The 22670-nt window shown below is 73.9% G+C and carries 22 protein-coding genes and 1 pseudogene; 17 read left to right on the forward strand and 6 right to left on the reverse strand.

What is annotated here, in order from left to right:
* Positions 1-11: 11 nt before the first annotated feature.
* From ACFYUY_RS13365 to ACFYUY_RS13375, 3 genes are all read right to left on the reverse strand, one after another.
* Positions 12-1046: an alanine racemase gene (locus tag ACFYUY_RS13365; protein ID WP_387900527.1), complete on the reverse strand. Its 1035-nt coding sequence runs from the start codon at positions 1044-1046 to the stop codon at positions 12-14.
* Between the two features lie 13 nt (positions 1047-1059).
* On the reverse strand, positions 1060-2178 hold the full coding sequence (locus ACFYUY_RS13370) for a peptidoglycan bridge formation glycyltransferase FemA/FemB family protein (protein ID WP_360212827.1): 1119 nt from the start codon (positions 2176-2178) through the stop codon (positions 1060-1062).
* A gap of 179 nt (positions 2179-2357) precedes the next feature.
* The gene (locus ACFYUY_RS13375) at positions 2358-2657 is read right to left on the reverse strand and encodes a hypothetical protein (RefSeq protein ID WP_360212825.1); all 300 of its coding nucleotides are present in this window, start codon (positions 2655-2657) and stop codon (positions 2358-2360) included.
* Positions 2658-2974: 317 nt separating this feature from the next.
* On the opposite strand from ACFYUY_RS13375, the gene rpsF reads away from it, so the two are divergent.
* From rpsF to rplI, 4 genes are all read left to right on the forward strand, one after another.
* Positions 2975-3265 carry a 30S ribosomal protein S6 gene (rpsF, locus tag ACFYUY_RS13380; protein ID WP_063348486.1) on the forward strand — a complete coding sequence of 97 codons (291 nt, stop codon included), beginning with the start codon at positions 2975-2977 and terminating at the stop codon, positions 3263-3265.
* A 96-nt stretch (positions 3266-3361) separates the two neighbouring features.
* A complete protein-coding gene (locus ACFYUY_RS13385; RefSeq protein ID WP_360212823.1) occupies positions 3362-3964 on the forward strand; it encodes a single-stranded DNA-binding protein in 603 nt (200 codons plus the stop codon).
* Between the two features lie 78 nt (positions 3965-4042).
* Entirely contained in the window at positions 4043-4279 is a 237-nt protein-coding gene (rpsR, locus tag ACFYUY_RS13390; protein WP_030304537.1) for a 30S ribosomal protein S18, read from the forward strand.
* Positions 4280-4296: 17 nt separating this feature from the next.
* Positions 4297-4743 carry a 50S ribosomal protein L9 gene (gene rplI / locus ACFYUY_RS13395; protein WP_360212821.1) on the forward strand — a complete coding sequence of 149 codons (447 nt, stop codon included), beginning with the start codon at positions 4297-4299 and terminating at the stop codon, positions 4741-4743.
* 132 nt (positions 4744-4875) lie between these two features.
* Here rplI and ACFYUY_RS13400 read toward each other — a convergent pair whose 3' ends face one another.
* Positions 4876-6216 (reverse strand): MATE family efflux transporter, encoded by a 1341-nt coding sequence (locus tag ACFYUY_RS13400; protein ID WP_387900530.1) that lies wholly within the window; start codon positions 6214-6216, stop codon positions 4876-4878.
* A gap of 452 nt (positions 6217-6668) precedes the next feature.
* On the opposite strand from ACFYUY_RS13400, the gene dnaB reads away from it, so the two are divergent.
* Both dnaB and ACFYUY_RS13410 read left to right on the forward strand, forming a co-directional pair.
* Positions 6669-8306, forward strand: a complete 1638-nt coding sequence (gene dnaB / locus ACFYUY_RS13405; RefSeq protein ID WP_360212817.1) for a replicative DNA helicase — start codon at positions 6669-6671, stop codon at positions 8304-8306.
* A gap of 94 nt (positions 8307-8400) precedes the next feature.
* The gene (locus ACFYUY_RS13410; protein WP_360205970.1) at positions 8401-9810 is read left to right on the forward strand and encodes an acyltransferase; all 1410 of its coding nucleotides are present in this window, start codon (positions 8401-8403) and stop codon (positions 9808-9810) included.
* A gap of 75 nt (positions 9811-9885) precedes the next feature.
* Here ACFYUY_RS13410 and manA read toward each other — a convergent pair whose 3' ends face one another.
* On the reverse strand, positions 9886-11085 hold the full coding sequence (manA, locus tag ACFYUY_RS13415) for a mannose-6-phosphate isomerase, class I (protein WP_387900533.1): 1200 nt from the start codon (positions 11083-11085) through the stop codon (positions 9886-9888).
* Between the two features lie 324 nt (positions 11086-11409).
* On the opposite strand from manA, the gene ACFYUY_RS13420 reads away from it, so the two are divergent.
* Positions 11410-12174 (forward strand): polyprenol monophosphomannose synthase, encoded by a 765-nt coding sequence (locus ACFYUY_RS13420; protein WP_387900535.1) that lies wholly within the window; start codon positions 11410-11412, stop codon positions 12172-12174.
* A gap of 106 nt (positions 12175-12280) precedes the next feature.
* Here the strand turns inward: ACFYUY_RS13420 and ACFYUY_RS13425 are convergent, their stop codons facing one another.
* A complete protein-coding gene (locus ACFYUY_RS13425) occupies positions 12281-12676 on the reverse strand; it encodes a helix-turn-helix domain-containing protein (RefSeq protein ID WP_360205962.1) in 396 nt (131 codons plus the stop codon).
* 107 nt (positions 12677-12783) lie between these two features.
* On the opposite strand from ACFYUY_RS13425, the gene ACFYUY_RS13430 reads away from it, so the two are divergent.
* The 10 genes and pseudogenes from ACFYUY_RS13430 (at position 12784) to ACFYUY_RS13475 (ending at position 22564) form a co-directional block, all read left to right on the forward strand.
* The gene (locus tag ACFYUY_RS13430) at positions 12784-13419 is read left to right on the forward strand and encodes an NAD(P)H-dependent oxidoreductase (protein ID WP_360205959.1); all 636 of its coding nucleotides are present in this window, start codon (positions 12784-12786) and stop codon (positions 13417-13419) included.
* A gap of 129 nt (positions 13420-13548) precedes the next feature.
* Positions 13549-14505 carry an MBL fold metallo-hydrolase gene (locus ACFYUY_RS13435; protein ID WP_387900537.1) on the forward strand — a complete coding sequence of 319 codons (957 nt, stop codon included), beginning with the start codon at positions 13549-13551 and terminating at the stop codon, positions 14503-14505.
* A gap of 30 nt (positions 14506-14535) precedes the next feature.
* The gene (locus tag ACFYUY_RS13440) at positions 14536-15117 is read left to right on the forward strand and encodes a molybdenum cofactor guanylyltransferase (RefSeq protein ID WP_387900539.1); all 582 of its coding nucleotides are present in this window, start codon (positions 14536-14538) and stop codon (positions 15115-15117) included.
* Positions 15118-15277: 160 nt separating this feature from the next.
* Positions 15278-15535 (forward strand): annotated as a pseudogene (locus ACFYUY_RS13445) (DUF6457 domain-containing protein); the annotation flags it as partial.
* A gap of 23 nt (positions 15536-15558) precedes the next feature.
* Positions 15559-16788, forward strand: a complete 1230-nt coding sequence (locus ACFYUY_RS13450; RefSeq protein WP_387900540.1) for a molybdopterin molybdotransferase MoeA — start codon at positions 15559-15561, stop codon at positions 16786-16788.
* 22 nt (positions 16789-16810) lie between these two features.
* Positions 16811-17857: a potassium channel family protein gene (locus ACFYUY_RS13455; RefSeq protein ID WP_360205952.1), complete on the forward strand. Its 1047-nt coding sequence runs from the start codon at positions 16811-16813 to the stop codon at positions 17855-17857.
* An 88-nt stretch (positions 17858-17945) separates the two neighbouring features.
* Positions 17946-18923 carry an NAD(P)H-quinone oxidoreductase gene (locus ACFYUY_RS13460; RefSeq protein WP_360205950.1) on the forward strand — a complete coding sequence of 326 codons (978 nt, stop codon included), beginning with the start codon at positions 17946-17948 and terminating at the stop codon, positions 18921-18923.
* A gap of 125 nt (positions 18924-19048) precedes the next feature.
* Complete coding sequence (locus tag ACFYUY_RS13465; RefSeq protein ID WP_387900543.1) at positions 19049-19996, forward strand: hypothetical protein; 948 nt, start codon at positions 19049-19051, stop codon at positions 19994-19996.
* 253 nt (positions 19997-20249) lie between these two features.
* Complete coding sequence (locus ACFYUY_RS13470; protein WP_360205944.1) at positions 20250-20861, forward strand: bacterial proteasome activator family protein; 612 nt, start codon at positions 20250-20252, stop codon at positions 20859-20861.
* Between the two features lie 266 nt (positions 20862-21127).
* A complete protein-coding gene (locus ACFYUY_RS13475) occupies positions 21128-22564 on the forward strand; it encodes a protein kinase (protein WP_360205942.1) in 1437 nt (478 codons plus the stop codon).
* Positions 22565-22670 lie beyond the last annotated feature (106 nt).

Here is a 22670-nt window from a genome sequence, read left to right on the forward strand (position 1 = left end):
CGGACGGACGGTCAGCGGTCCACCACGCGGTCGAAGTGCGTGGTGGTGTGCCGCACCTGGAGACCGAGCTCCTCGCCGATCGCGGGGGCCTTGGTCTCCCCGTCCAGGAACAGCAGCGAGACCTGCATGTGCGGCGGCTCGGCGAACCAGAGCTGCTTGCCCGCCCAGTGGAACGGCGACTTGGTCTTGTTGACCGTCGCCAGACCGGCCCGGGCGATGCCCTTGGCCCGCGAGGACATGCCCTGCACGTACTTGGGCGCCTCCAGGCCGATGCCGTGCGCGGTGCCGCCGGCCACGACCACGATGTGGCCGTCGGACGGCGCCGGGTGCTGGCGGTAGCCGTAGCGGTCGCCCTTGCGCACCGGGGTGACGTCCAGCACGGTGGCCCGGACCTCCAGGGCGCCGTGGTCGCCCAGCCAGAGCCGGGTGCCGATCCGGGCGCGGAAGACGGTGTCCGGGTAGCGCTGGGCCAGCTGCTCCATGCCGGCCGCGCCCAGGTGGCTGACGTACACGGTGTGCACCGGCAGCCCGGCGGCCCGGGCGGTGTCCACCCAGTGGGCGACCTCCTCGACCGGGCTGGAGCCGTCCGGCCGGTCCATCGGCAGGTGCAGGGCCAGGCCCTCGAAGGCCACGCCGTCCAGCTCGGCGGCGACCGCCGGGAGCTCGGCGGCGGAGACCCCGTGCCGGCGCATCGTGGTCATGCACTCCACCACCACCCGGGCGCCGGGCAGTGCCCGCAGGGCGTCCAGGTTCGCCACCGTCCGGATCACCCGGGCGTGCGGCAGCGGCAGCACCTCCTCGCCGACCCGGTACGGGGTGAGGACCAGCAGCTCGCCGCCGTACCACTCGGCGGCGTCGGCCGCCTCGTACGCGGTGCCGACGGCCAGCACGCCGGTGCCGAGCAGCGTCGCCTCCTCGGCCAGCCGGTGGTTGCCCAGGCCGTAGCCGTTCCCCTTGGCGACCGGCACCAGTCCGGGGAACTCGGCCAGCACGGAGCGCTGGTGGGCGCGCCAGCGTTCGGTGTCGAGGTAGAGCGACAGCGTCATCGGGTCAGCCTCCTCAGCGGCGGGACATGTAGAGGTCGAGGGCCTTGTGCAGCAGCTTGTTGAGCGGGAAGTCCCACTCGCCGAGGTACTCGGCCGCCTGGCCGCCGGTGCCGACCTTGAACTGGATCAGGCCGAACAGGTGGTCGTTCTCGTCCAGGGTGTCACTGATGCCGCGCAGGTCGTACACGCCGCCGCCGAGGGCGTAGGAGTCGCGCATCATGCGCCACTGGATCGCGTTGGAGGGCTTGACCTCGCGCTTGTGGTTGGCCGAGGCGCCGTACGAGTACCAGACGTGCTCGCCGACCACGAGCATCGTGGTCGCGGCCAGCGGCTCGCCCTCGTGGTAGGCGATGTAGAGCCGCATGCGGTTGGGGTCCTCGGCGGTGAGGGCCTTCCACATCCGCTGGAAGTAGGACAGCGGGCGCGGGGTGAAGCGGTCGCGCTCGGCGGTGACCAGGTAGAGCTGGTGGAAGATCGGCAGCTCGTCGTAGCCGCCCTGGAACACCTCGACGCCGCTCTTCTCGGCCTTCTTGATGTTCCGGCGCCAGAGCTGGTTGAAGCCCTTCTGGATGTCGTCCAGCGAGCGGTTGGCCAGCGGCACCTGGAACACGTAGCGGGGCTGGACGTCGCCGAAGCCGGCGCCGCCGTCCTCGCCCTGCAGCCAGCCCGCCTTGCGCAGCCGGTCGGCCACCTCGAAGGCGCGCGGCTCGTACCAGTCGGCCTCGATGTCGCGCAGGCGCTTGGCCTGCTTGGCGGCGATGGCCTCCTTGATGGTGGGGGCGTTCCAGCGGCGGATGACCACCGGCGGGCCCATCTTCACCGAGAAGGCGCCCTGGGACTTCAGGTGCGCCAGCATCGGGGAGAGCCAGCGGTCGAGGTCGCGGTCGAACCAGTCGATGACCGGGCCCTCGGGCAGGTAGGCGAGGTAGCGCTTGACCTTGGGCAGCTGCCGGTAGAGCACCAGGCCGGCGCCGACGAGCTGGTTGGCCTCGTCGAACCAGCCGATCGACTCCGATCGCCACTCGGCCTTCACGTCGCCCCAGGACGGGACCTGCATGTGGCTGGCCGAGGCACGGCTCCTGATGAAGGCGAGGTGCTCCTCGCGGGTGATCGTCCTCAGGCGCAGGCTCATGCTCGGTGCTCCTCGTCGGTCGGGCTGCGGTGAGCCCCAGGTTCTCGGGCTGACCCTATCGTCCGGGGCCCGGACGCCCGAGTCCCCGGGCGTGACGGCGCCCCCGTCGCGTACCTGTCTCCTTGCAGATACGCCACGGGGGCGCCCAGGGTTCCGCGCGGGGCGGCCGGGGGCCGGGTTCAGCCCCAGAGTCCGCCGCGGGCCATCCCCAGGTAGAAGCCGACGGCCGAGGCGCCGAGGCTGACCATCAGCACGAACCGCTCGGCCGTGGTGACCGAGACGAACACGCCCAGCAGCCCGGTGACGATCCCGAACAGACCGGTCCACGAGGTCAGCAGGTGGAGGTTGTGGAAGAACGAGGTCGTGAAGGCGATCACTCCCAGCACGGCCGTGAGGGCCACCAGGGTGTTCTCGCGGGGGTGCGGGTGGCCGTCGGTGTTCAGCGTGAGGGCCGGCATGTGGTGGACGGACTGGGCCATGTGTCCCACCTCCTGGCGTGGAGACGAACGAGCAGGAATCCCGTTCCGTCCAGATTGCGGCGGTTGGGCCGCTCTCACAACCCCTATGCGTTTTGTTCGGCCGTACGGGTGCGGGTAGGGTTGGCCGTCTGCACTGGTGTAGTTGTGCCCCCTTGCGCCCTCTTCCGGGCGACCACCCCCTCCGGGGTGAGCGGGGGCCCGCTGTCGGACCCGGCCGCTACGGTGGCCGGTGTCGTCACTGCTCCGGTGCCGACGCTGCACAACCCTCCTGCCACGGAGAGACCGTGGCCGTTGAGTCCAAAGGAGGTGGGTTACCCATGCGTCACTACGAGGTGATGGTCATCCTCGACCCCTCGGTCGAGGAGCGCGCTGTCTCCCCCCTGATCGAGAACTTCCTCACCGTCGTCCGCAACGCCGGCGGCAAGGTGGAGAAGGTCGACACCTGGGGTCGTCGCCGTCTGGCTTACGAGATCAACAAGCAGTCCGAGGGCATCTACTCGGTCATCGACCTGAAGGCCACGCCTGAGGTCGTCAAGGAGCTCGACCGCCAGATGGGCCTGAGCGAGTCGGTTCTGCGGACCAAGGTCCTGCGCCCGGACACCCACTGAGCCACCTCTGAGGCCTTCGGGTCTCGGGTAGCTCGCGTCCGCTGTTTCACGTGAAACAGCGGTGAACGGACATCTTCCCGAGAGGTCATCACCACCATGGCAGGCGAGACCGTCATCACCCTCGTCGGCAATCTCGTCGACGACCCCGAGCTGCGCTTCACCCCGTCGGGTGCGGCGGTCGCGAAGTTCCGTATCGCGTCCACCCCCCGCACCTTCGACCGTCAGACGAACGAGTGGAAGGACGGCGAGAGCCTCTTCCTCACGTGCAACGTCTGGCGGCAGCCGGCGGAGAACGTGGCCGAGTCGCTGCAGCGGGGCATGCGCGTCATCGTGCAGGGCCGACTGCGCCAGCGGTCTTACGAGACCAAGGAAGGCGAGAAGCGGACGGTCTTCGAGGTCGAGGTCGACGAGGTCGGCCCGAGCCTGCGCTCGGCGACCGCCAAGGTCACCCGGGCCAACCGGTCCGGCGCTCCCGGTGGCGGCTTCGGCGGCCAGCAGGGCGGCGGCCAGGGTGGCGGCAACTGGGGAGGCGGCGGCGGCCAGCAGGGCGGCGGCGGCTGGGGTGGAAACTCCGGCGGCGGCCAGTCCGGCCCCTCCGACGACCCGTGGGCGTCCAGCACTCCGTCCGGCGGCCAGCAGGGCGGCGGCAGCTGGGGTGCCCCGTCCGGTGGCGGCTACTCGGAAGAGCCCCCGTTCTAAGAGCTGACAGATTTCGTGCGGCCCGGCCGCGGCGTCCCAGGACGCCCGCCGGGCCGTGAACCCCAAATGGAGCACACAATGGCGAAGCCGCCTGCTCGCAAGCCGAAGAAGAAGGTTTGCGTCTTCTGCAAGGACAAGGTCAACTACGTTGACTACAAGGACACGAACCTGCTGCGGAAGTTCATCTCCGACCGTGGCAAGATCCGTGCCCGCCGGGTCACCGGCAACTGCACCCAGCACCAGCGTGACGTCGCCACGGCCGTGAAGAACAGCCGTGAGATGGCGCTGCTGCCCTACACCAGCACCGCGCGCTAAGAGAGGGTGACCAAGTAATGAAGATCATCCTCACGCACGAGGTGCCGGGTCTCGGCTCCGCCGGCGAGGTCGTCGAGGTCAAGGACGGCTACGCCCGCAACTTCCTGGTCCCGCGTGGCTTCGCCATCCGCTGGACCAAGGGCGGCCAGAAGGACGTCGACGCCATCCGTCGCGCCCGCAAGATCCACGAGATCCAGACCCTCGAGGCCGCCAACGAGGTCAAGGGTCAGCTCGAGGGCGTCCAGGTCAAGCTGGCCGTCCGCTCGGGTGACGCCGGCCGCCTGTTCGGCTCGGTGACCCAGTCCGACGTCGTCGAGGCCATCAAGGCCGCCGGCGGCCCGGCCGTGGACAAGCGCGCCGTCGCGATCGCCTCGCCGATCAAGACCGTGGGCACCCACAAGGTCTCGGTCAAGCTGCACGCCGACGTCCAGGCCAACCTCGACGTCGCCGTCGTCGCCGCCTGAGTTCCGTAGCAGTGGCCTGAGGGCCGGGCTCCTCCGGGAGCCCGGCCCTCAGCCGTTCCCTCAGCCGTTCCCGCGGCTGCTCGGGCGGTCGACGCCGCCCCGGGAAGGCCCGGTGGAGCGGCCCGGAGCGGCCTACGCCCGGACGGCGCCGGTCACCAGCCAGCGCCCGCCGCGCGCCCGGCCGACCAGGAAGGCCGCCCGGACCAGGATGAACAGGTTCATCGCCCACCAGAGCCCGGCCAGCCCGGCGCCGGTGGCGGGCACCGCGACGGCCACCGGGGTGAACACCACCAGGGTCGCGATCGCAGCCCGGGCCAGGTAGGGGCCGTCCCCGGCGCCCATCAGCACGCCGTCCAGCACGAAGACCAGACCGGCCACCGGCTGGCTCAGCGCGAGCAGCAGCAGGGCGGTGTCCAGCTGGCCCTGCACCGCCGGATCGGGCGTGAACAGCGGCACGTAGAGCGGGCGGGCCACCACCACCAGCAGGCCGAGCACCACCCCGGAGCCGATCCCCCACTCGACCATCCGTCTGGTGGCGGCCCGGGCTCCCGGCACGTCCGAGGCGCCCAGGTAGCGGCCGATGATCGCCTGCCCGGCGATCGCGATGGCGTCCAGGGCGAAGGCCAGGAAGCTGAACAGGGTCATGGTGATCTGGTGGGCGGCCACCTGGTCGTCCCCGAGCCGGGCGGCCACCGCGGTGGCGATCATCAGCACCGCGCGCAGGCTCACCGTGCGCACCAGCAGCGGGCCGCCGGCCCTGGCCCCGGCCCGGATGCCGGCCGCGTCGGGCCGTAGGGAGGCCTGCTCGCGGCGCGCCCCGCGGACCACCACGACCAGGTAGGCGGCGGCCATCCCGGTCTGCGCCAGCACGGTGCCCCAGGCCGAACCGGCCACCCCGAGCCCTGCGCCGTAGACCAGTCCGGCGTTCAGCCCGATGTTGGCGGCGAAGCCCGCGACGGCCACCAGCAGCGGGGTCCGGGTGTCCTGGAGGCCGCGCAGCACGCCGGTGGCCGCGAGCACCATGAGCATCGCCGGGATCCCCAGGGCGCTGATCCGCAGGTAGGTCACGGCGTAGGGGGCGGCGGTGGGCGAGGCGCCCAGGACGTCGGCGGTCCAGGGGGCCAGCAGCAGGGTGAGCAGGACCACCGGGACGGCCAGGCCGAGGGCCAGCCAGATGCCGTCGACGCCCTGCTGGACGGCGCCCCGGCGGTCCCCGGCCCCGATCCGGCGGGCCACCGCGGCGGTGGTGGCGTAGGCGAGGAACACGAACATGCCCGTCGCGGTGGAGAGCGCGGCGGCGGCCACCCCGACACCGGCCAGCTGCGGGGTGCCGAGGTGCCCGACGATCGCCGAGTCGGCCATCAGGAAGAGCGGCTCGGCGACCAGCGCACCGAAGGCCGGGACGGCCAGCGCGAGGATCTCCCGGTCGTGCCGGCGTCTGGACGGGGTCGGGGCGGTGGGCGAGACGGTCATGGGCTCCAGGCTACTCATCCACAGGTAATGGTTGCCAGGGCTGGGCGATCATTACTCGAATTCTTGAGCGACGCGCCCGGCCCGCTCGGTGCCCACAGCCGTTCGGAGGTGTGTGAAGAATTTCTCATGCACAGGCCCGGATCGAGGTAGTCCCAGGTCAACGGGTTGACGGTGGATCGATGGTCGGGTTATCCACAGGACCTTCCACAGGGGTGTCCACAGCTTTGCGGCACTTCTCCACAGGACGGCGGCGCTCGTCCACACCCCCTGTGGATAACCGCCTTGGCTGAACGGCTCCCGGCGCCTTAGCGTGGGCCCTCCGCCCGACACTCCAGCCCGCCCCGGCGTCCGATTTGTCGGAGCCGTGGCGTACAAAGAGGAGCGGCTCAGCTCCACCCAGCCACCGGCAAGGCCCGCTCCATCTCGCACCACTCGCTGAACGGGGAACACGCGTGACCGGCCCCCAGTACGACGACCACGACGCCCCGCCGCCGGAGGAGGACTGGCCGACCGCGGAGGACCCCTTCCCGGCCGGTGCCTTCGACGACGCGCCGTTCCCGGACGGCCCCGGTGACCGGCTCCCGGTCTCCCGCGCCCGCGGCGGCCAGGGTGGCGGTCAGGGGGGCGGCCAGGGCGGCCGTGACGGCGGCTTCCAGAAGGGCGGCTTCCAGGGCGGCAAGGGCGGCAAGGGCGGCTCCCAGCGCGACGGCGGCCGCGAGGGCGGCTGGCAGCGCCGCGACGACGAGGGCCAGGGCGGCGGGGACGGCTTCGAGCGGGTCCCCCCGCAGGACCTCGCGGCCGAGCAGTCCGTCCTCGGCGGCATGCTGCTCTCCAAGGACGCCATCGCCGACGTGGTCGAGGTCCTCAAGCCGGCCGACTACTACCGGCCCGCGCACGAGCTGGTGCACGGCGCCATCCTCGACCTCTACGCCCGCGGTGAGCCGGCCGACCCGATCACCGTGGCCGGCGAGCTCACCAAGCGCGGCGAGCTGCAGCGCGTCGGCGGGGCGTCCTACCTGCACACCCTGGTCAACTCCGTCCCGACGGCCGCCAACGCCGAGTACTACGCCCAGATCGTCCACGAGCGCGCGGTGCTGCGCCGGCTGGTCGAGGCCGGCACCCGGATCGCCGGCATGGGCTACGCGGCCGAGGGCGACGTCGACGAGATCGTCAACGCCGCCCAGGCGGAGATCTACGCCGTCACCGAGCAGCGCACCAACGAGGACTACGCGCCGCTCGCCGACATCATGGAGGGCGCGCTCGACGAGATCGAGTCGATCGGCTCCCGCAACGGCCAGATGTCCGGCGTCCCGACCGGCTTCGCCGACTTCGACGCGCTCACCAACGGCCTGCACCCCGGCCAGATGATCGTCATCGCCGCCCGTCCCGCGATGGGAAAGTCGACCCTGGCGCTGGACTTCGCGCGGGCCTGCTCGATCCACCACAAGCTGCCGAGCGTGATCTTCTCGCTCGAAATGGGCCGCAACGAGATCGCCATGCGCCTGCTGTCGGCCGAGGCCCGGGTCGCGCTGCACCACATGCGCTCCGGCAGCATGACCGACGACGACTGGACGCGGGTCGCCCGCCGGATGCCGGACGTCAGCGAGGCACCGCTGTTCATCGACGACTCGCCGAACCTGTCGATGATGGAGATCCGGGCCAAGTGCCGCCGGCTCAAGCAGCGCAACGACATCAAGCTGGTCGTCATCGACTACCTCCAGCTGATGCAGTCCGGCGGCTCCCGCCGGGCCGAGAACCGCCAGCAGGAGGTCTCCGACATGTCGCGAAACCTGAAGCTGCTGGCCAAGGAGCTGGAGGTGCCGGTGATCGCGCTCTCCCAGCTGAACCGTGGCCCCGAGCAGCGCACCGACAAGCGCCCGATGGTCTCCGACCTGCGCGAGTCCGGCTCGATCGAGCAGGACGCCGACATGGTCATCCTGCTGCACCGCGAGGACGCGTACGAGAAGGAGTCCCCCCGGGCGGGCGAGGCCGACCTGATCGTCGCCAAGCACCGAAACGGCCCCACCGCCACCATCACGGTGGCCTTCCAGGGCCACTACTCCCGTTTCGTCGACATGACCCGGGACTAGGGTCTGTCCGCTCCCGGTCCGCGGCCCGGGGCCCGGGGCCGGCCGGAGGACAGCCGGGGACAGGGGTGTGGCGCGATGGACTACTGTCCCTGCCGTGAAGACGATACGACAGCTGTCCGCCCGCCGGGCCGGGGGAAGCGCGAAGGCCCAGGCCGGCGGGGCAGCCGCCAGGCTGGGCTGGCTCGACGCGCTCCGCGGCGTGGCCGCCCTCGTGGTCGCCCTGCACCACTTCGACGTCCTGAAGCTGCTGCCGGACCGGCTGGCCGCCTTCATCTGGTGGCACGGGGACCTGGGCCTGTACGGCGTCATGCTGTTCTTCCTGGTCAGCGGCTACATCATCCCGGCCTCGCTGGAGCGCCGGGGGGACGTGCGGGCGTTCTGGCTCGGCCGGTTCTTCCGCCTCTGGCCGCCGGTGATCGTCGGCATCGTGGTGGCGCTGGCCATCATCCCGAAGGGTGACGGTTCCGTCGCACTCTTCGCGACCGGCCACAACTACGTGGCGGTGGCCGCCAACGCGACCATGCTGCAGGACTTCATGGGCGTCTGGAACGGCCTGGGCGTCATGTGGACGCTGAGCTACGAGATGGCCTTCTACTACATGGTCACCGCGCTCTTCGCGATCGGTCAGCACCGCCGCAGCGGCCCGATCGCGGTGGCCTTCGCCGCCGTGGCGCTGATCTTCGGCACCTCCATCGCGTCCCACACGATGACCGTCGACGCCGCCTCGACCCACAACCTGGTCTGGGGCGTGGTGCTGATCGTGCTCTTCGCCTTCGCGTGCGTGCTGAGCGGCCGGGCGAACCTGACCCGGATCGGGGCGATCACGCTCGGCGTGCTGGCCTTCGTGCTGATGTACAACAACAGCCGGGCGCCGATGTTCGAGACCCTGATGATCTTCGCGACGATGTTCGCCGGCACCGTGATCTACCGGGCCGAGCGGGGCCAGATCGACCGCATGCAGGCCGTGCTCTGCTGTGGCTTCGTGATCGCCGCGGGCGTGGCGATCGGCTTCTTCTTCAACCACAGCGGCATGGAGAACAACACCTGGACGGCCGGTCCGCGCGCCTGGGTCGGCTCCTACCTCGGGGCCTGGATCAGCTTCGGGATCGGCTTCGCGCTGCGCAAGCGCCGCTTCCCGAAGCCGCTGACCTGGCTCGGCGGGATCAGCTTCTCGCTCTACCTGCTGCACGTCCCGGTGCTGCACACCCTCCACCACCTGCTGGACGTGCCCAAGGTGCCCCCGACGACCGGCGGCAAGCTCATCTGGACCGTCGAGTACCTCGCCGTGATCATGCTGGTGAGCTGGGTGATGTACAAGCTGGTCGAGCTGCCCGTGCAGAAGCTCGGCCGCAGGGCGAGCAAGGCGGTCGAACGCCGTTGGCCCTCCGGCGACCCGCTGACGGCCCCCGTGACGGCCGCGCCCGCCACGGGCGCGGTGGCCCGCCCCGAGGAGCCGGTGCCGGCCGAGGTCGGCGCCGGGGGCCCGGGGCAACGGGTCGGCTGACCGTCCGGACGGACGCGCGAAGGGCTCCCCTCCCGCTCGGGAGGGGAGCCCTTCGGCGTGCGGCGCCGGACGCCGTCAGACGGTGACGGTGGCGCGGAAGAGCGTGGTGCCGGTGCCGGCGAGTCGGGTCGGGGCGCCGGTGGCCGGGAGGAAGGCCGACTGGCCGCGGGCCAGGTCCAGGGTGGTGCCGTCGGCCGAGGTGAGTCGGGCGGTGCCGGCCGTGCAGAGCAGGATCTGCGGGGTGCGGCCGTCGATCTCGCGCTCCCGGCCGTCCAGGGTGAAGCGGGAGAGCCGGAACTCGTCGATCGGGACGGGGTACAGCTCCTCGCCCGGGGTGCCCTCGACCGGGGCGGGGTGCAGGACGTCGGGCGCGCCGGCCTCGAAGACCACGACCTTCAGCAGCTCCGGCAGGTCGACGTGCTTGGGGGTGAGGCCGGCCCGCAGCACGTTGTCGGAGTTGGCCTGCAGCTCGACGCAGACGCCGGACAGGTAGGCGTGCGGCACGCCGGCGCCCAGGTAGAGGGCCTCCCCGGCCCGCAGCCGGACGTGGTTGAGCAGCAGCGCCGCGATGAGGCCGCGGTCGGCGGGGAAGTCCTTGGCGATCCGGGCGTACGGAGCGTAGACGCCGTCCGGGTCGAGGCCGTCGCGCTCCGCCAGCACCTCGGCGGTCTCCCGGACGGTCCGCCCGGCCGTCGGGCCGTCCATGGTGAGGATGGCGGCCAGGGTGGTGCGCAGCGCCTCGGTCTCGTCCTCGGCGGCCAGCAGGCCGATCAGCGGGTCGAGTCCGGGCACCGCGAGCCCGGCCAGCACCCGGGCCGCCTCGGCCGGCCGGCGGAAGCCGCAGAGGCCCTCGAACTCGCCCAGCGCGCAGACCATTTCGGGCTTGTGGTTGGCGTCGCGGTAGCTCCGCTCGGGGGCGTCCAGCGGGATGCCGAGGGCGTTCTCGGCGGCGAAGCCGGCGCGGGCCTGGTCGAGCGTGGGGTGGGCCTGGATGGACAGCGCGGTGCCCGCGGCGAGGACCTTGAACAGGAACGGCAGGGTCGGGCCGAACCGGGCGACGGCCGCGGCGCCGAGCTCGCCCTCCGGGTCGGCCGCGATCAGCTCGTCCAGCCGGCGGGGCCCGTCGCCCCGGTCGGCGCGGGACGGGTCGCCGGGGTGGGCGCCCATCCACAGCTCGGCCTGCGGTTCGCCGGTCGGCTCCTGCCCGAGCAACTCGGGCAGGGCGGTCGGGGAGCCCCAGGCGTACGGGCGGACGGTGTTGACGAGCCTGTCCATGCGCGCGGTCCTACTCCTTCGCTGGGTGGCGGGTGTGCCGGATCACCGGGTGCGGGCCCGGCGATGCGGGGGTCCGGGCACAGGCAGGGCATCGACCCTAGCGGACCGGTGTCGCCGACGGGGAAACGGTGGGCGACCGTGGGGAGTGCCGCGGCCGGACCGGCGGTTCCCGGGCGCGGTAGTAGGATGCCAGGACGCAGTAGTCTCCGCCCCGCAGCAGTCTCCACCGTGGTCATCCCGCAGGCGGGCTGCCGGTGGAGCCGCGTTCCAGAGTGCGGGCGACGGTGTTCTGACACTCCCCGTCATCGGCCGAGAGGTTTGTACGTGACCGTGAACCAGCAGAGTTTTGCTGATCTCGGCAGGGTCCTGGTGATCATTCCGACCTACAACGAGGCGGAGAACGTCGAGCGGATCGTCGGCCGGGTCCGGGCCGCGGTGCCCGAGGCCCACGTGCTGGTCGCCGACGACAACAGCCCGGACGGCACCGGCGAGCTGGCCGACAAGCTGGCCGCCGAGGACCCGCACGTGCACGTGATGCACCGCAAGGGCAAGGAGGGCCTGGGCGCCGCCTACCTCGCGGGCTTCCGCTGGGGCATCGACCACGGCTACGACGTCCTGGTGGAGATGGACGCGGACGGCTCCCACCAGCCCGAGGAGCTCGACCGGCTGCTGGCCGCGCTGCGCGGCGCCGATCTGGTCCTGGGCTCGCGCTGGGTGCCCGGCGGCCGGGTGGTGAACTGGCCGAAGTCGCGGCTGCTGCTCTCCCGCGGCGGCTCGACCTACTCGCGGCTGATGCTGGGCGTGCCGATCCGGGACGTCACCGGCGGCTACCGGGCCTTCCGCAAGGAGACCCTGCTGGGCCTGGGCATGGACGAGGTGGCCTCGGCCGGGTACTGCTTCCAGGTCGACCTGGCCTGGCGCACGGTGAAGGCCGGCTTCAAGGTGGCCGAGGTGCCGATCACCTTCGTCGAGCGCGAGCTCGGTGCGTCCAAGATGAGCCGCAGCATCGTGGTCGAGGCGCTGTGGCGGGTGACCTCCTGGGGTCTCTCCGACCGGCTGGCCCGGCTGCGCGGCGGCGCCGGGCGCTGACCCGGCCCCGCCCCCCACGTTCACGCCCGGGGCCCGTCCGTCTTCCCGACGGACGGGCCCCGGGCGTTTTCGCGCACGTGCGGCCCCGGCGGGAACCGGACACGCCTCAGCAGCCGCCCGGGTGCAGGGCGCTCTCGGGCAGGTGGCGGTCGGCCCAGAGGGCGAGTTCGGTGAGCGCGGGCTTCAGCGCGACGCCGGCCTCGGTGAGCCGGTAGCTGACCCGCAGCGGCGGTCCGGCGTCGACCTCGCGCAGGACCAGCCCGGCCTCGGCGAGTTCGGTGAGCCGGTCGGAGAGCATCCGTTCGCTGATGCCGGGGATGGTGCGCCGCAGCTCGGAGAAGTAGGCCGGCCCGTGGCTGAGCACGGCGACCACGATGCCCGTCCAGCGCTTGCCGAGCAGTCCGAAGACCCTGGTCAGGGCGGGGGAGGCGGCCGCGCAGTGCCCCGTGGGCACTCCGGGAGGGGCCTGGAGCCGGTCGGTCGCTAGCTCGTGGTCGGACATGCCACCAGCGTACCGGACCCTTCGCTAGTGACTGCAGAAAAGTAAGCTGCTACGGTAGTTGCAGCTGCAGGGGAAAGAGCAGCTGCTAATTCTATGGAGGCCCCACCATGCCCACGCTCCTGCACATCGACTCCTCGGCCGTCGTCGACGGATCCGTCTCCCGCGAGGTCACCGCCGCCTTCCGGGCCGCCTGGGAGGCCGAGCACCCCGGGGGCACCGTCGTCTACCGCGACCTCGCCGTCGAGGACATCCCGCACCTGGACGCGCACGGCATCGTCGCCGGCTTCGTCCCGGCCGAGGGCCGCAGCGCCGAGCAGGCCGCCGCCTTCGCCCTGCGCGAGCAGCTGATGACCGAGCTGGAGCAGGCCGACGCCGTGCTCATCGGCAGCCCGATGTACAACTTCACGATCCCGTCCAGCCTCAAGGCCTGGCTGGACCAGGTGATCCTGGTCGGCCGCACCGCCGGCGAGAACCCCTCCGCCAAGGGCACCCCGGTGACCGTCGTCGCCGCCCGCGGCGGCTCCTACGCCCCCGGCGCCCCGCGCGAGCCGTACGAGTTCGTCACCACCTACCTGGAGAAGGTGCTGACCGGCATGCTCGGGCTGGAGGTCGACTTCATCGTCCCCGAGTTCACCCTCGCGCCGAGCGTCCCCGCACTCGCCGACTTCATCCCGCAGGCCGCCGAGTCCAAGGCGCGGGCCCTGGAGGAGGCCGCCCGCCGGGCCAAGGGGCTGGCCGCCTGAGCCCGGGCCGCCCCGGGTGACGGTGCCGGAAGGCGCGCCCCGACGGGCGCGCCTTCCGCGCAATCGGGTGTCCGTGCTCCCATGCTGTAGGGCGCAGGAAACCCGACCGCAGAACAGAGGGAGCAGCCAGTGACGTCGTCCCCGCCCGAGGAGGGCCCCGGCGCGGACCGCACGGACGCCGGAGCCGCCGGCGGCCCGGACGGCCAGCGGCCCACCCCGCCGCTGGAGGTCGCCGTCTTCACCGGCCCCGAGACGGCCTTCTTCGCCACCTCCACGCTGATCCTCGGCGAGCACACCGCGATCCTGGTCGACGCCCAGCTCACCCGCAGCGCCGGCCGCGAACTCGCCGAATGGGTCGCCGGCAAGGGCCGCCGGCTGCTCGCCGTCGTCGTCACCCACCAGCACCCCGACCACTACTTCGGCGCCGAGGAGGTGCTGAAGCTCTTCCCCGACGCCCGGCTGCTCGCGGCGCCCGCCGTGGTGGACGGCATCCGGCGCACCGCGGCCGCCAAGGTCGCCCAGTGGAAGCCGGTCTACGGCGACGACATCCCGGACCGCCCGCTGATCCCCGCCCCGCTGCTGCCCCAGCCGCTGATGCTCGACCGCCAGGTCATCCCGGTGCTGCTGCTCGGCCAGGCCGACTGCGGCGACTCGACCGTCGTCCACGTGCCGAGCATCCGGACCGTCATCGCCGGGGACTTCGTCTACAACGGCACCCACGTCTGGACCTCCGACACCACCCCCGCCCAGCGGACCACCTGGGGCCACAACCTCGGCCGGATCGCCGACCTCGGTGCCGACCGGGTCATCGCCGGCCACCGCGCCCCCGACCGGGGCGACGACGCCGCCCGGGTGCTCGCCTTCACCGGCGAGTACCTGCAGGACTTCGACCGGCTGCTGGCCGAGCACCCGGACGACCCGGAGGCGCTGGTCACCGCGATGAACGCCCGGTACGGGGAGCTGACCCTGCCGGTCATCCTGGAGCTGGGCGCCGCCGCCAACACCGCGCGCACGTCGGCGGAGGCGGAGGAGGGGCCGTCGGGGGAGGAGCCCGGGGAGGATCCGGGCGAGGACCGGGCCCGGTAGGACCCGGCCCCGGGGGCGGATACTGGCCGCATGACGCCGTACGACGTGATCGTCCCGGCGGGCGGCGCCGCCCGGCGCCTCGGCGGCGCCGACAAGCCCGGCCTGACCGTGGGCGGGACCACCCTGCTCGACCGGGTCCTCGCCGCCTGCACGGGGGCCCGCACCACCGTCGTGGTCGGCCCCGCCCGGCCGACCGCCCGCGACGGCGTCCGCTGGACCAGGGAACGGCCGCCCGGAGGCGGCCCGGTCTCAGCCGTCGCCGCCGGGCTCGACCTGGTCACCGCGCCGACCGTCCTGCTGCTCGCCGCCGACCTGCCCTTCCTCGACCGGCGGACCGTCGACCGGCTGGTCGCCGCCCTCGACCGGGCCGGACCGGACGTCGACGCCGCCGTGCTGGTCGACGCCGGCGGCCGCGACCAGCCGCTCGCCGCCGCCTACCGCACCGGCCCGCTGCGCGCCGCGCTCGCCGGGCTCGGCGCCCCGGAAGGCCTCCCGCTGCGCCGCCTCACCGGCGGCCTCGCCCGGCTGCGGGTGGCCGACACCGACGGCGTCGCCCACGACTGCGACACCTGGGAGGACCTGGCACAGGCCCGCGAGCGCGACCGCTCGTAGCCCCCGCCGACCCCTGCCGGCCCCCTGCAGCACCCCTTCCGGGCCGCTCCGGGGCCGCTTCTCACGGCCGGTGCGCCCGGGCGTGCGGGAAACGAAGCGCGTCGCACACGGGGTGAACACCTCGGGGTAACCGCCGATCAGGCAGCATGGGCGCATGGAGCGCACGCTGGAGGACTGGATCGCCGAGGTCAGGGCCGACCTGGGCATCGACCTGGACGTCGACGTCCGGGGACTGCTCGACCTGACCAGGGTGGTCGCACACGGGGTGGCCCGCCCGGCCGCGCCGCTGACCGCCTTCCTGATCGGCTACGCGGCCGCCCAGCAGGGCGGTGGGCCGGAGGCCGTGGCCGAGGCCGCCCGCCGGACGGCCGTGCTCGCCGAGCGCTGGAGCGCCGCCGCCGGGCCGGGCGAGCCGTGACCACCGCGGAACGGACCCCCACCATGGCCGCCCCGTCCACCGGCCCCGCGGCGTCGAGCTGGCCCCGGGCCCGCGAGACCGCCCGCCGGGCCGGGCTCCGCCCGCTGCCGGCGGTCGCACTGCCGCTCGCCGAGACGCTCGGCCGCACGCTCGCCGAGCCGCTCACCGCGCTCACCGACCTGCCCGCCTTCGACACCTCCGCGATGGACGGCTGGGCGGTCGCCGGGCCCGGCCCCTGGCGGGTCGCCGGGCGGGTGCTGGCCGGCCGGGTCGAGGTCGCCCCGCTCGCCGACGGCGCCGCCGTCGAGATCGCCACCGGCGCCCAGCTGCCGCCGGGCGCCACCGCGGTGCTGCGCCGCGAGCACGGCCGCACGGACGGCACCCTGCTGCGCGACCACGGCCCCCAGCCGCTCACCACCGGCCAGGACGTCCGGCCGCGCGGCCAGGAGTGCCGGCGCGGCGAGACCCTGCTGCCCGGCGGCACCCCGGTCGGGCCGTCCGTGCTCGGCCTGGCCGCCGCCTGCGGCCACGACCGGCTCGCCGTCCGCCGCCGCCCGGTGGTCGAACTGCTCGTCCTCGGTGACGAGTTGCTCTCCACGGGGGTGCCTGGTCCGGGCCTGGTGCGGGACGCCCTCGGGCCGCTGCTGCCGCCCTGGCTGCAGGCGGCCGGCGCCGAGGTGGCCGACGTCCGAGCCGTCCGCGACGACTACGGGATGCTCCGGGACGCGCTGCGGCACTCCACCGCCGACGTCGTGGTCACCACCGGTGGGACGGCGGCCGGCCCGGTCGACTTCCTGCACCGCGCCCTCGCCGAGGCCGGGGCCCGGCTGCTGGTGGACGGCGTCGCCGTCCGCCCCGGCCACCCGATGCTGCTGGCCGAACTGCCCCAGTCCGGCCCGCCCCGGTCCGAGCCGTCCCGGTCCGAGCCGGCCGGCACCCGCCACCTGGTGGGGCTGCCCGGCAACCCGCTGGCCGCCGTCGCCGGGACGGTCACCCTCGCCCTGCCGCTGCTGCACGCCCGCAGCGGGCGGGCGCTCGGTGCACCCGTCCTCGCGCCGGCCGCCGTCGTCCTGCCCGGGCACCCGGTGGACACCCGGCTGCTCCCCGTCCGGCACACCGCCGCCGGCGTCGTCCCGCTGGCCTTCGACGGGCCCGCGATGCTGCGCGGCCTCGCCCGGGCCGACGCGCTGGCCGTCGTCCCGCCCGGCGGTGCGGCGGCCGGCGACCCCGTCGAACTACTGGAGGGGCCGTGAGCGGACAGGACGGGGTCAGCGGATGAAGGGGCGGCGCAGGGAGCCGACGCCGGGCACCGAGCCCTGGGCGGACGCCGGGATCGTGCTGCCCGCCCGGCGGGCTGCCCCGGCCGTCCGCCAGGTCGGCTCCCGGCTGCTGGTGGCGTTCGCCGTACTGGTCGCCACCACGCTGATCGTCTACGTCGACCGCGGCGGCTACAACGACAACGCGGGCGGCGGCGTCAGCTTCCTCGACGCGGCCTACTACGCCACCGTGACGCTCTCCACCACCGGGTACGGCGACATCACCCCGTTCAGCGACGGCGCCCGGCTCACCAACATCTTCGTGATCACCCCGCTGCGCGTGCTGTTCCTGATCATCCTGGTCGGCACCACGCTGGAGGTGCTCACCGAACGCACCCGCCAGCAGTGGCGGTTGAACCGCTGGAGGTCCACCGTGCGCGAGCACACCGTCGTCATCGGCTACGGCACCAAGGGCCGCAGCGCCGTCGACACCCTGCTCGGACAGGGGGTGAAGAAGGAGGAGATCGTCGTCGTCGACCCGCAGCGCAAGGTGATCGACCAGGCCGCCCAGCACGGGCTGGTCGGCGTGGTCGGCGACGCCACCCGCACCGACACGCTGCTGCGCGCCGCGCTGCCCGCCGCCGCCCGGGTGGTGATCGCGCCCGAACGGGACGACACCGCCGTCCTGGTCACCCTGACGGCGCGCCAGCTGAACAAGGCCGCCACCGTGGTCGCGGCCGTCCGGGAGGACGAGAACGCCCCGCTGCTGCGGCAGAGCGGAGCGGACGTCGTGGTGACCAGCTCCAGCTCGGCCGGCCGGCTGCTCGGCATGTCGATGCTCAGCCCGCACGCCGGCGAGGTGATGGAGGACCTCCTGACCTACGGCAACGGCCTGGACGTGGTCGAGCGCCCCGTCACCCGGGCCGAGGCCGGGCACGGTCCGCGCGAGTGCGAGGACCTGGTGGTCGCGGTGGTCCGCGGCCGCCGGGTGCTCAACTACACCGAGCCCGAGGCGGCCGTGCTCCAGCTCACCGACCGGGTGATCGTCATCCGGCCGGCCGGCTGACCGGCCCCGCCGCACCGGCGGGTGAGCGGCGTGCCGGGCCCGGGGGCCCGTCCGCCGGAAGCGCCCTGACGCGCAGTAGGTTCGGGGCATGCATGCGATGACGATTCCCGTACCCGGCGGCCCCGAGGCACTGGTGTGGGCCGAGGTGCCCGACCCGGTGCCCGGCGAGGGCGAGGTCCTGGTCGAGGTGGCGGCCACCGCCGTCAACCGTGCCGATCTGCTCCAGCGGCAGGGCCACTACAACCCGCCGCCCGGCGCCTCGCCCTACCCCGGGCTGGAGTGCGCCGGGCGGATCGTCGCGCTGGGCCCGGGGGTGTCGGGCTGGGCGGTCGGCGACGAGGTGTGCGCGCTGCTGTCCGGCGGCGGCTACGCGCAGCTGGTCGCGGTGCCGAGCGGGCAGCTGCTGCCGCTGCCCGCGGGCCTGGGCTTCGAGGAGGCCGCGGCGCTGCCCGAGGTCGCCTGCACGGTGTGGTCCAACGTGTTCCTCACCGCCCACCTGCGACCCGGCGAGACGGTGCTGCTGCACGGCGGCGCGAGCGGCATCGGGACCATGGCGATCCAGCTGGCCAAGGCGGTCGGGGCCCGGGTCGCGGTCACCGCGGGCAGCGCCGCGAAGCTGGCCCGCTGCGCCGAGCTCGGCGCCGACGTCCTGATCGACTACCGCGAGCAGGACTTCGTCCGGGCGCTCGCGGAGGCCACCGACGGGGCCGGGGCCGACGTGATCCTCGACATCATGGGCGCCAGGTACCTGCAGCGGAACGTGGACGCGCTGGCGGTCAACGGGCGGCTGGTGATCATCGGGCTGCAGGGCGGGGTGAAGGGCGAACTCGACCTCAACGCGCTGCTGCGCAAGCGCGCCGCGGTGATCGCCACCAACCTGCGCGGGCGCCCGCTGGCGGAGAAGGCGGCGATCGTGGCGGCGGTGCGCGAGCACGTGTGGCCGCTGGTCGAGTCCGGGGTGGTGAAGCCGGTGGTCGACCGGGTGCTGCCGCTGGGCGAGGCCGGTGCGGGGCACCGGGTGCTGGAGGCGGGGGAGCAGGTCGGGAAGGTCGTGCTCAAGGCCTGAACCGGGCCCGGCCGGGGGGATGTGTGTCCGAAATGCCTTGATTGTCGGAATGTGTGAGGCTGGTCCGGAGCTGTCCCGCCGCCGACCCCGCCCCGCGCGGTCGGCCGTCGGAAGGACCTCCGACCGTGGCCGCACCAACGCACCCCCTCGGGCCGCTGCCCACCGCGCCGCACCACCGTCGTACCCGCAGTGCGGACCCGGGCCGGGCCCGCCGGCTGATCGCGGCGGCCGTGCTGGGGCTCACGCTCCCGCTGGCCGCCGCCTCCGTGGCGGCCGCCGCGCCGTCCCCCGCGTCCGTCCCGGCGACCACGCCGTCCTCGGCCTCGCCCGCGGGGGAGGACGCGGCGGAACCGACCGGTGCCGCCGAGCCCGCCGAACAGGCGGAGGCCACCGGCCCGGCCGCGCCGACCGCCGGGCCGGTCCGCTCCGGCTCGCCCTCGGCCGTGCCGAGCGCCCCGGCCACCGGCACGGCCCCGGGCACCGCCGCGACCCAGGTGGCCACGGCGCCACCCGCCCCGAGCACCGCCGCCCCGACCGGCACCCGCCCGACGGCCGCGGCCCCGGCGGTGCCCGCCGCCGCACCCGTCCCGGCCGCCGCGCCGCCGCAGCACGCGGTCGCCCGGCCGCGCCCCGACGACGAGCCGCGGGCGCACCGCCACCGCCCCGCCTCGGCGCCCGAACGCGCCGACCGTGCCGACGCCGCCCCGGGCCAGGTGCCCGGCCAGGTGCCCGGGCAGGCCCCCGCACAGGTGCCGGGCCAGGCTCCCGGCCAGGCCGCCGAACAGCCGGCGGAGCAGGCCCCCGGACAGGCGCCGGACCAGGCCCCGGACCAGGCCCCGGCCGGCGGCACGGACCGCGCCGAGGCCGACCCGGGCACCCCGGACCAGGCGGACCCGGCCGCCGACGCCGCCCCGCAGACCGTCACCACCGCGAGCGGCCAGAGCCTCGCCGCCCCCGCCGTCCTGCCCGCCCGCTGGCGGGACGCCTCCACGGTGCAACTGCCGCTGGGCGCCGGCCTGGGCCTGATCGGCTGCGGGCTGGCGCTGATCGGCGTGCGGCTGCGGAAGGGCTGAGACCGCGCCGACCGCCGGGGGCGGGGGAGGTTCGGTGAGGGGTCCGTGTCGACGGCCGGCCGCCCGCGGACGGACCGGGCGGGCCGGGAGGGCCGCGGGGCCGCGCGGGGCGCGGTCCGGCCGGGGCCGGAACTGAGTACCCGTACGGATTCCGGCGCGGCGCCCGGGGGCGTACCGTCGTCAGCGGTGGCTCGGGTCGGCGGGCGCACGGGGGCTTCCGCCCGACCAACCCCAGTGAGAGAGAATGTTGTTCATGACGAATCCGATGAACGAGCGCTCGTCGCAGCAGCCCTTCCAGGCGGCCGGCGGGCAGTCGCACGACGGCCAGAAGGTGCTGATCGTCGGACCGGACGGGCTGCCGGTGGGCCAGGGGTTCGCCGGGCCGGCGGGGGACGACGACGAGGGGGAGCTCCCGCGCGAGCTCCCGGTGACCGAGATGGTCGAGCAGCCCGCCAAGGTCATGCGGATCGGCAGCATGATCAAGCAGCTGCTCGAGGAGGTCCGGGCGGCGCCCCTCGACGAGGCCAGCCGGGCCCGGCTGAAGGACATCCACGCCAGCTCGATCAAGGAGCTGGAGCTCGGCCTGGCCCCCGAGCTGGTGGCCGAGCTGGAGCGGCTGTCGCTGCCGTTCACCGAGGACAGCATCCCGACCGAGGCCGAGCTGCGGATCGCCCAGGCCCAGCTGGTCGGCTGGCTGGAGGGGCTGTTCCACGGCATCCAGACCGCGCTGTTCGCCCAGCAGATGGCGGCGCGGGCCCAGCTGGAGCAGATGCGCCGGGCCCTCCCGCCCGGCCTGCACGGCGGCGACGCGGACGAGGACGAGCCGGGCCAGGGCCGCGGCATCCGTTCCGGCCCGTACCTGTAGGACACCCGTAGGACACGCCGGAACCGGACGTACCACGACGATCCGCCCCGGGCCGAGGCACCGCCGGACGGTGCCGGCGGCCCGGGTCCAGGACCGGCCCTGGACCGATCACCGTCGGCGGGAGCCGATACCCTGGCCCCTGCCGCAGGCCGGTCGGACCGCCGCGGCAGGGGTTCGCCGGGCCAGCGGGCCGGGCCACCACGCACGGACGAGACCGAACGTCACGGTCGCGGCGCCACGGCCGCGCCGAGGGGGAGCAGAGGACCATGAGCGAGCACGGGAACGCGGCGGTCGAGGGCTTCTCCCTGGGCAACGGCCGCTACGTCCTCCAGCGGCTGCTGGGCGAGGGCGGCATGGCGTCCGTGCACCTCGCCTACGACAGCGTGCTGGACCGGCAGGTCGCGCTGAAGAGCATGCACAGCGAGCTCGGCCGGGACGACTCGTTCAAGGAACGGTTCCGCCGCGAGGCCCAGGCGGTGGCCCGGCTGGAGCACCCGAACATCGTCACGGTGTACGACAGCGGCGAGGACGTCGCGCCCGACGGCTCCAGCACGCCGTACATCGTCATGCAGCTGATCGACGGCAAGGGCCTGCGCGAGGCGATCAACGAGGCGGTCGCCCAGTACGGCGCGATGCCGACCGAGGAGGCCCTGCGGGTCATCGTCGGCGTGCTGAACGCGCTGGAGGCCTCGCACGACATGTCGCTCGTGCACCGCGACATCAAGCCCGGCAACGTCATGTTCGACCGCAAGGGCAACGTCAAGGTCATGGACTTCGGCATCGCCCGGGCGCTGGAATCGGGCGTCACGTCGATGACGCAGACCGGCATGGTGGTCGGCACCCCGCAGTACCTGTCGCCCGAGCAGGCCCTCGGCAAGCCGGTGGACGCCCGCTCCGACCTCTACTCGGTCGGCGTGATGCTCTTCGAGATGCTCACCGGCCAGCTGGTCTTCGACGGCGACTCGGCGTTCTCGATCGCCTACAAGCACGTCCAGGAGGAGCCGCCCGCGCCGTCCACCCTCAACCGGTCGGTCACGCCGGCGGTGGACGCCTTCGTCGCCCAGGCGCTGCGCAAGGACCCGGCCCACCGGTTCCAGAGCGCGGCGGCGATGCGCGACGAGGCGGAGCGGCTGATCGCGGCCGCCAAGGGCGGCGGCAGCGGGCACCCGCTGCAGGCCAGCACCCCGCTGGTGATCAACGAGGGCCCGCGCTCGGTGCACGCCGCGCCGCAGGCCCCGCAGACGCCCCACCCGCAGTACCTGCAGGGCCAGCAGCCGCAGTACCAGACGCCGCCGCCGGCCTTCCAGCAGCCGCACCCGCAGGCGCCGCAGACCCCGCACCCCTTCCCGCAGCAGCCGCAGTACCAGACCCCGCCGCCGGCCTTCCAGCAGCCGCGCCCGCAGGCCCACACCCCGCACCCGCAGTACCTCCGGCAGGGCGGGCCGCAGCCGGCGCACACCCCGCCCCCGCAGCCGATGCCGCCGTACCAGCAGCCGAAGGCGCCCAGCGGCGGCGGCTGCTCGACCGCCGTCGTGGTGGTCGGGATCATCATCGGCGTGCTCGTGCTGGCCGGCATCATCATCGCGATCGTGGTCAACAAGGCCCAGGACAAGCAGAAGGCCAAGACCGGCCACACCACCGGGGCGCGTCCCGCGGCGGTGCTGGTGGTGGACTCCCCGGCCGACCGGAATGGCCTGCTCTGACGCTTTGCGGCCGGTTCGGGCGTGCTACGGGCCCGCTCGGGAAGCGGTAGCGTTCGGGGAATACGTAAGCGACAGGGCACCGCGATCCGAGCGAACGCCCGGGGCG

Source organism: Kitasatospora sp. NPDC004745, assembly GCF_042873275.1.
Classification (GTDB): Bacteria; Actinomycetota; Actinomycetes; order Streptomycetales; family Streptomycetaceae; genus Kitasatospora.

Excerpts from the sequence above, each read along its gene's own strand:
- ACFYUY_RS13385 (WP_360212823.1), top strand. The coding sequence starts at position 3,362 with ATGGCAGGCGAGACCGTCATCACCCTCGTCGGCAATCTCGTCGACGAC.
- ACFYUY_RS13430 (WP_360205959.1), top strand. The coding sequence starts at position 12,784 with ATGCCCACGCTCCTGCACATCGACTCCTCGGCCGTCGTCGACGGATCC.
- ACFYUY_RS13375 (WP_360212825.1), bottom strand. The coding sequence starts at position 2,657 with ATGGCCCAGTCCGTCCACCACATGCCGGCCCTCACGCTGAACACCGAC.
- rpsF (WP_063348486.1), top strand. The coding sequence starts at position 2,975 with ATGCGTCACTACGAGGTGATGGTCATCCTCGACCCCTCGGTCGAGGAG.
- rpsR (WP_030304537.1), top strand. The coding sequence starts at position 4,043 with ATGGCGAAGCCGCCTGCTCGCAAGCCGAAGAAGAAGGTTTGCGTCTTC.
- ACFYUY_RS13455 (WP_360205952.1), top strand. The coding sequence starts at position 16,811 with ATGAAGGGGCGGCGCAGGGAGCCGACGCCGGGCACCGAGCCCTGGGCG.
- ACFYUY_RS13440 (WP_387900539.1), top strand. The coding sequence starts at position 14,536 with ATGACGCCGTACGACGTGATCGTCCCGGCGGGCGGCGCCGCCCGGCGC.
- ACFYUY_RS13450 (WP_387900540.1), top strand. The coding sequence starts at position 15,559 with ATGGCCGCCCCGTCCACCGGCCCCGCGGCGTCGAGCTGGCCCCGGGCC.
- ACFYUY_RS13470 (WP_360205944.1), top strand. The coding sequence starts at position 20,250 with ATGACGAATCCGATGAACGAGCGCTCGTCGCAGCAGCCCTTCCAGGCG.
- ACFYUY_RS13475 (WP_360205942.1), top strand. The coding sequence starts at position 21,128 with ATGAGCGAGCACGGGAACGCGGCGGTCGAGGGCTTCTCCCTGGGCAAC.
- rplI (WP_360212821.1), top strand. The coding sequence starts at position 4,297 with ATGAAGATCATCCTCACGCACGAGGTGCCGGGTCTCGGCTCCGCCGGC.
- ACFYUY_RS13425 (WP_360205962.1), bottom strand. The coding sequence starts at position 12,676 with ATGTCCGACCACGAGCTAGCGACCGACCGGCTCCAGGCCCCTCCCGGA.
- manA (WP_387900533.1), bottom strand. The coding sequence starts at position 11,085 with ATGGACAGGCTCGTCAACACCGTCCGCCCGTACGCCTGGGGCTCCCCG.
- ACFYUY_RS13370 (WP_360212827.1), bottom strand. The coding sequence starts at position 2,178 with ATGAGCCTGCGCCTGAGGACGATCACCCGCGAGGAGCACCTCGCCTTC.
- ACFYUY_RS13365 (WP_387900527.1), bottom strand. The coding sequence starts at position 1,046 with ATGACGCTGTCGCTCTACCTCGACACCGAACGCTGGCGCGCCCACCAG.
- ACFYUY_RS13460 (WP_360205950.1), top strand. The coding sequence starts at position 17,946 with ATGCATGCGATGACGATTCCCGTACCCGGCGGCCCCGAGGCACTGGTG.
- ACFYUY_RS13400 (WP_387900530.1), bottom strand. The coding sequence starts at position 6,216 with ATGACCGTCTCGCCCACCGCCCCGACCCCGTCCAGACGCCGGCACGAC.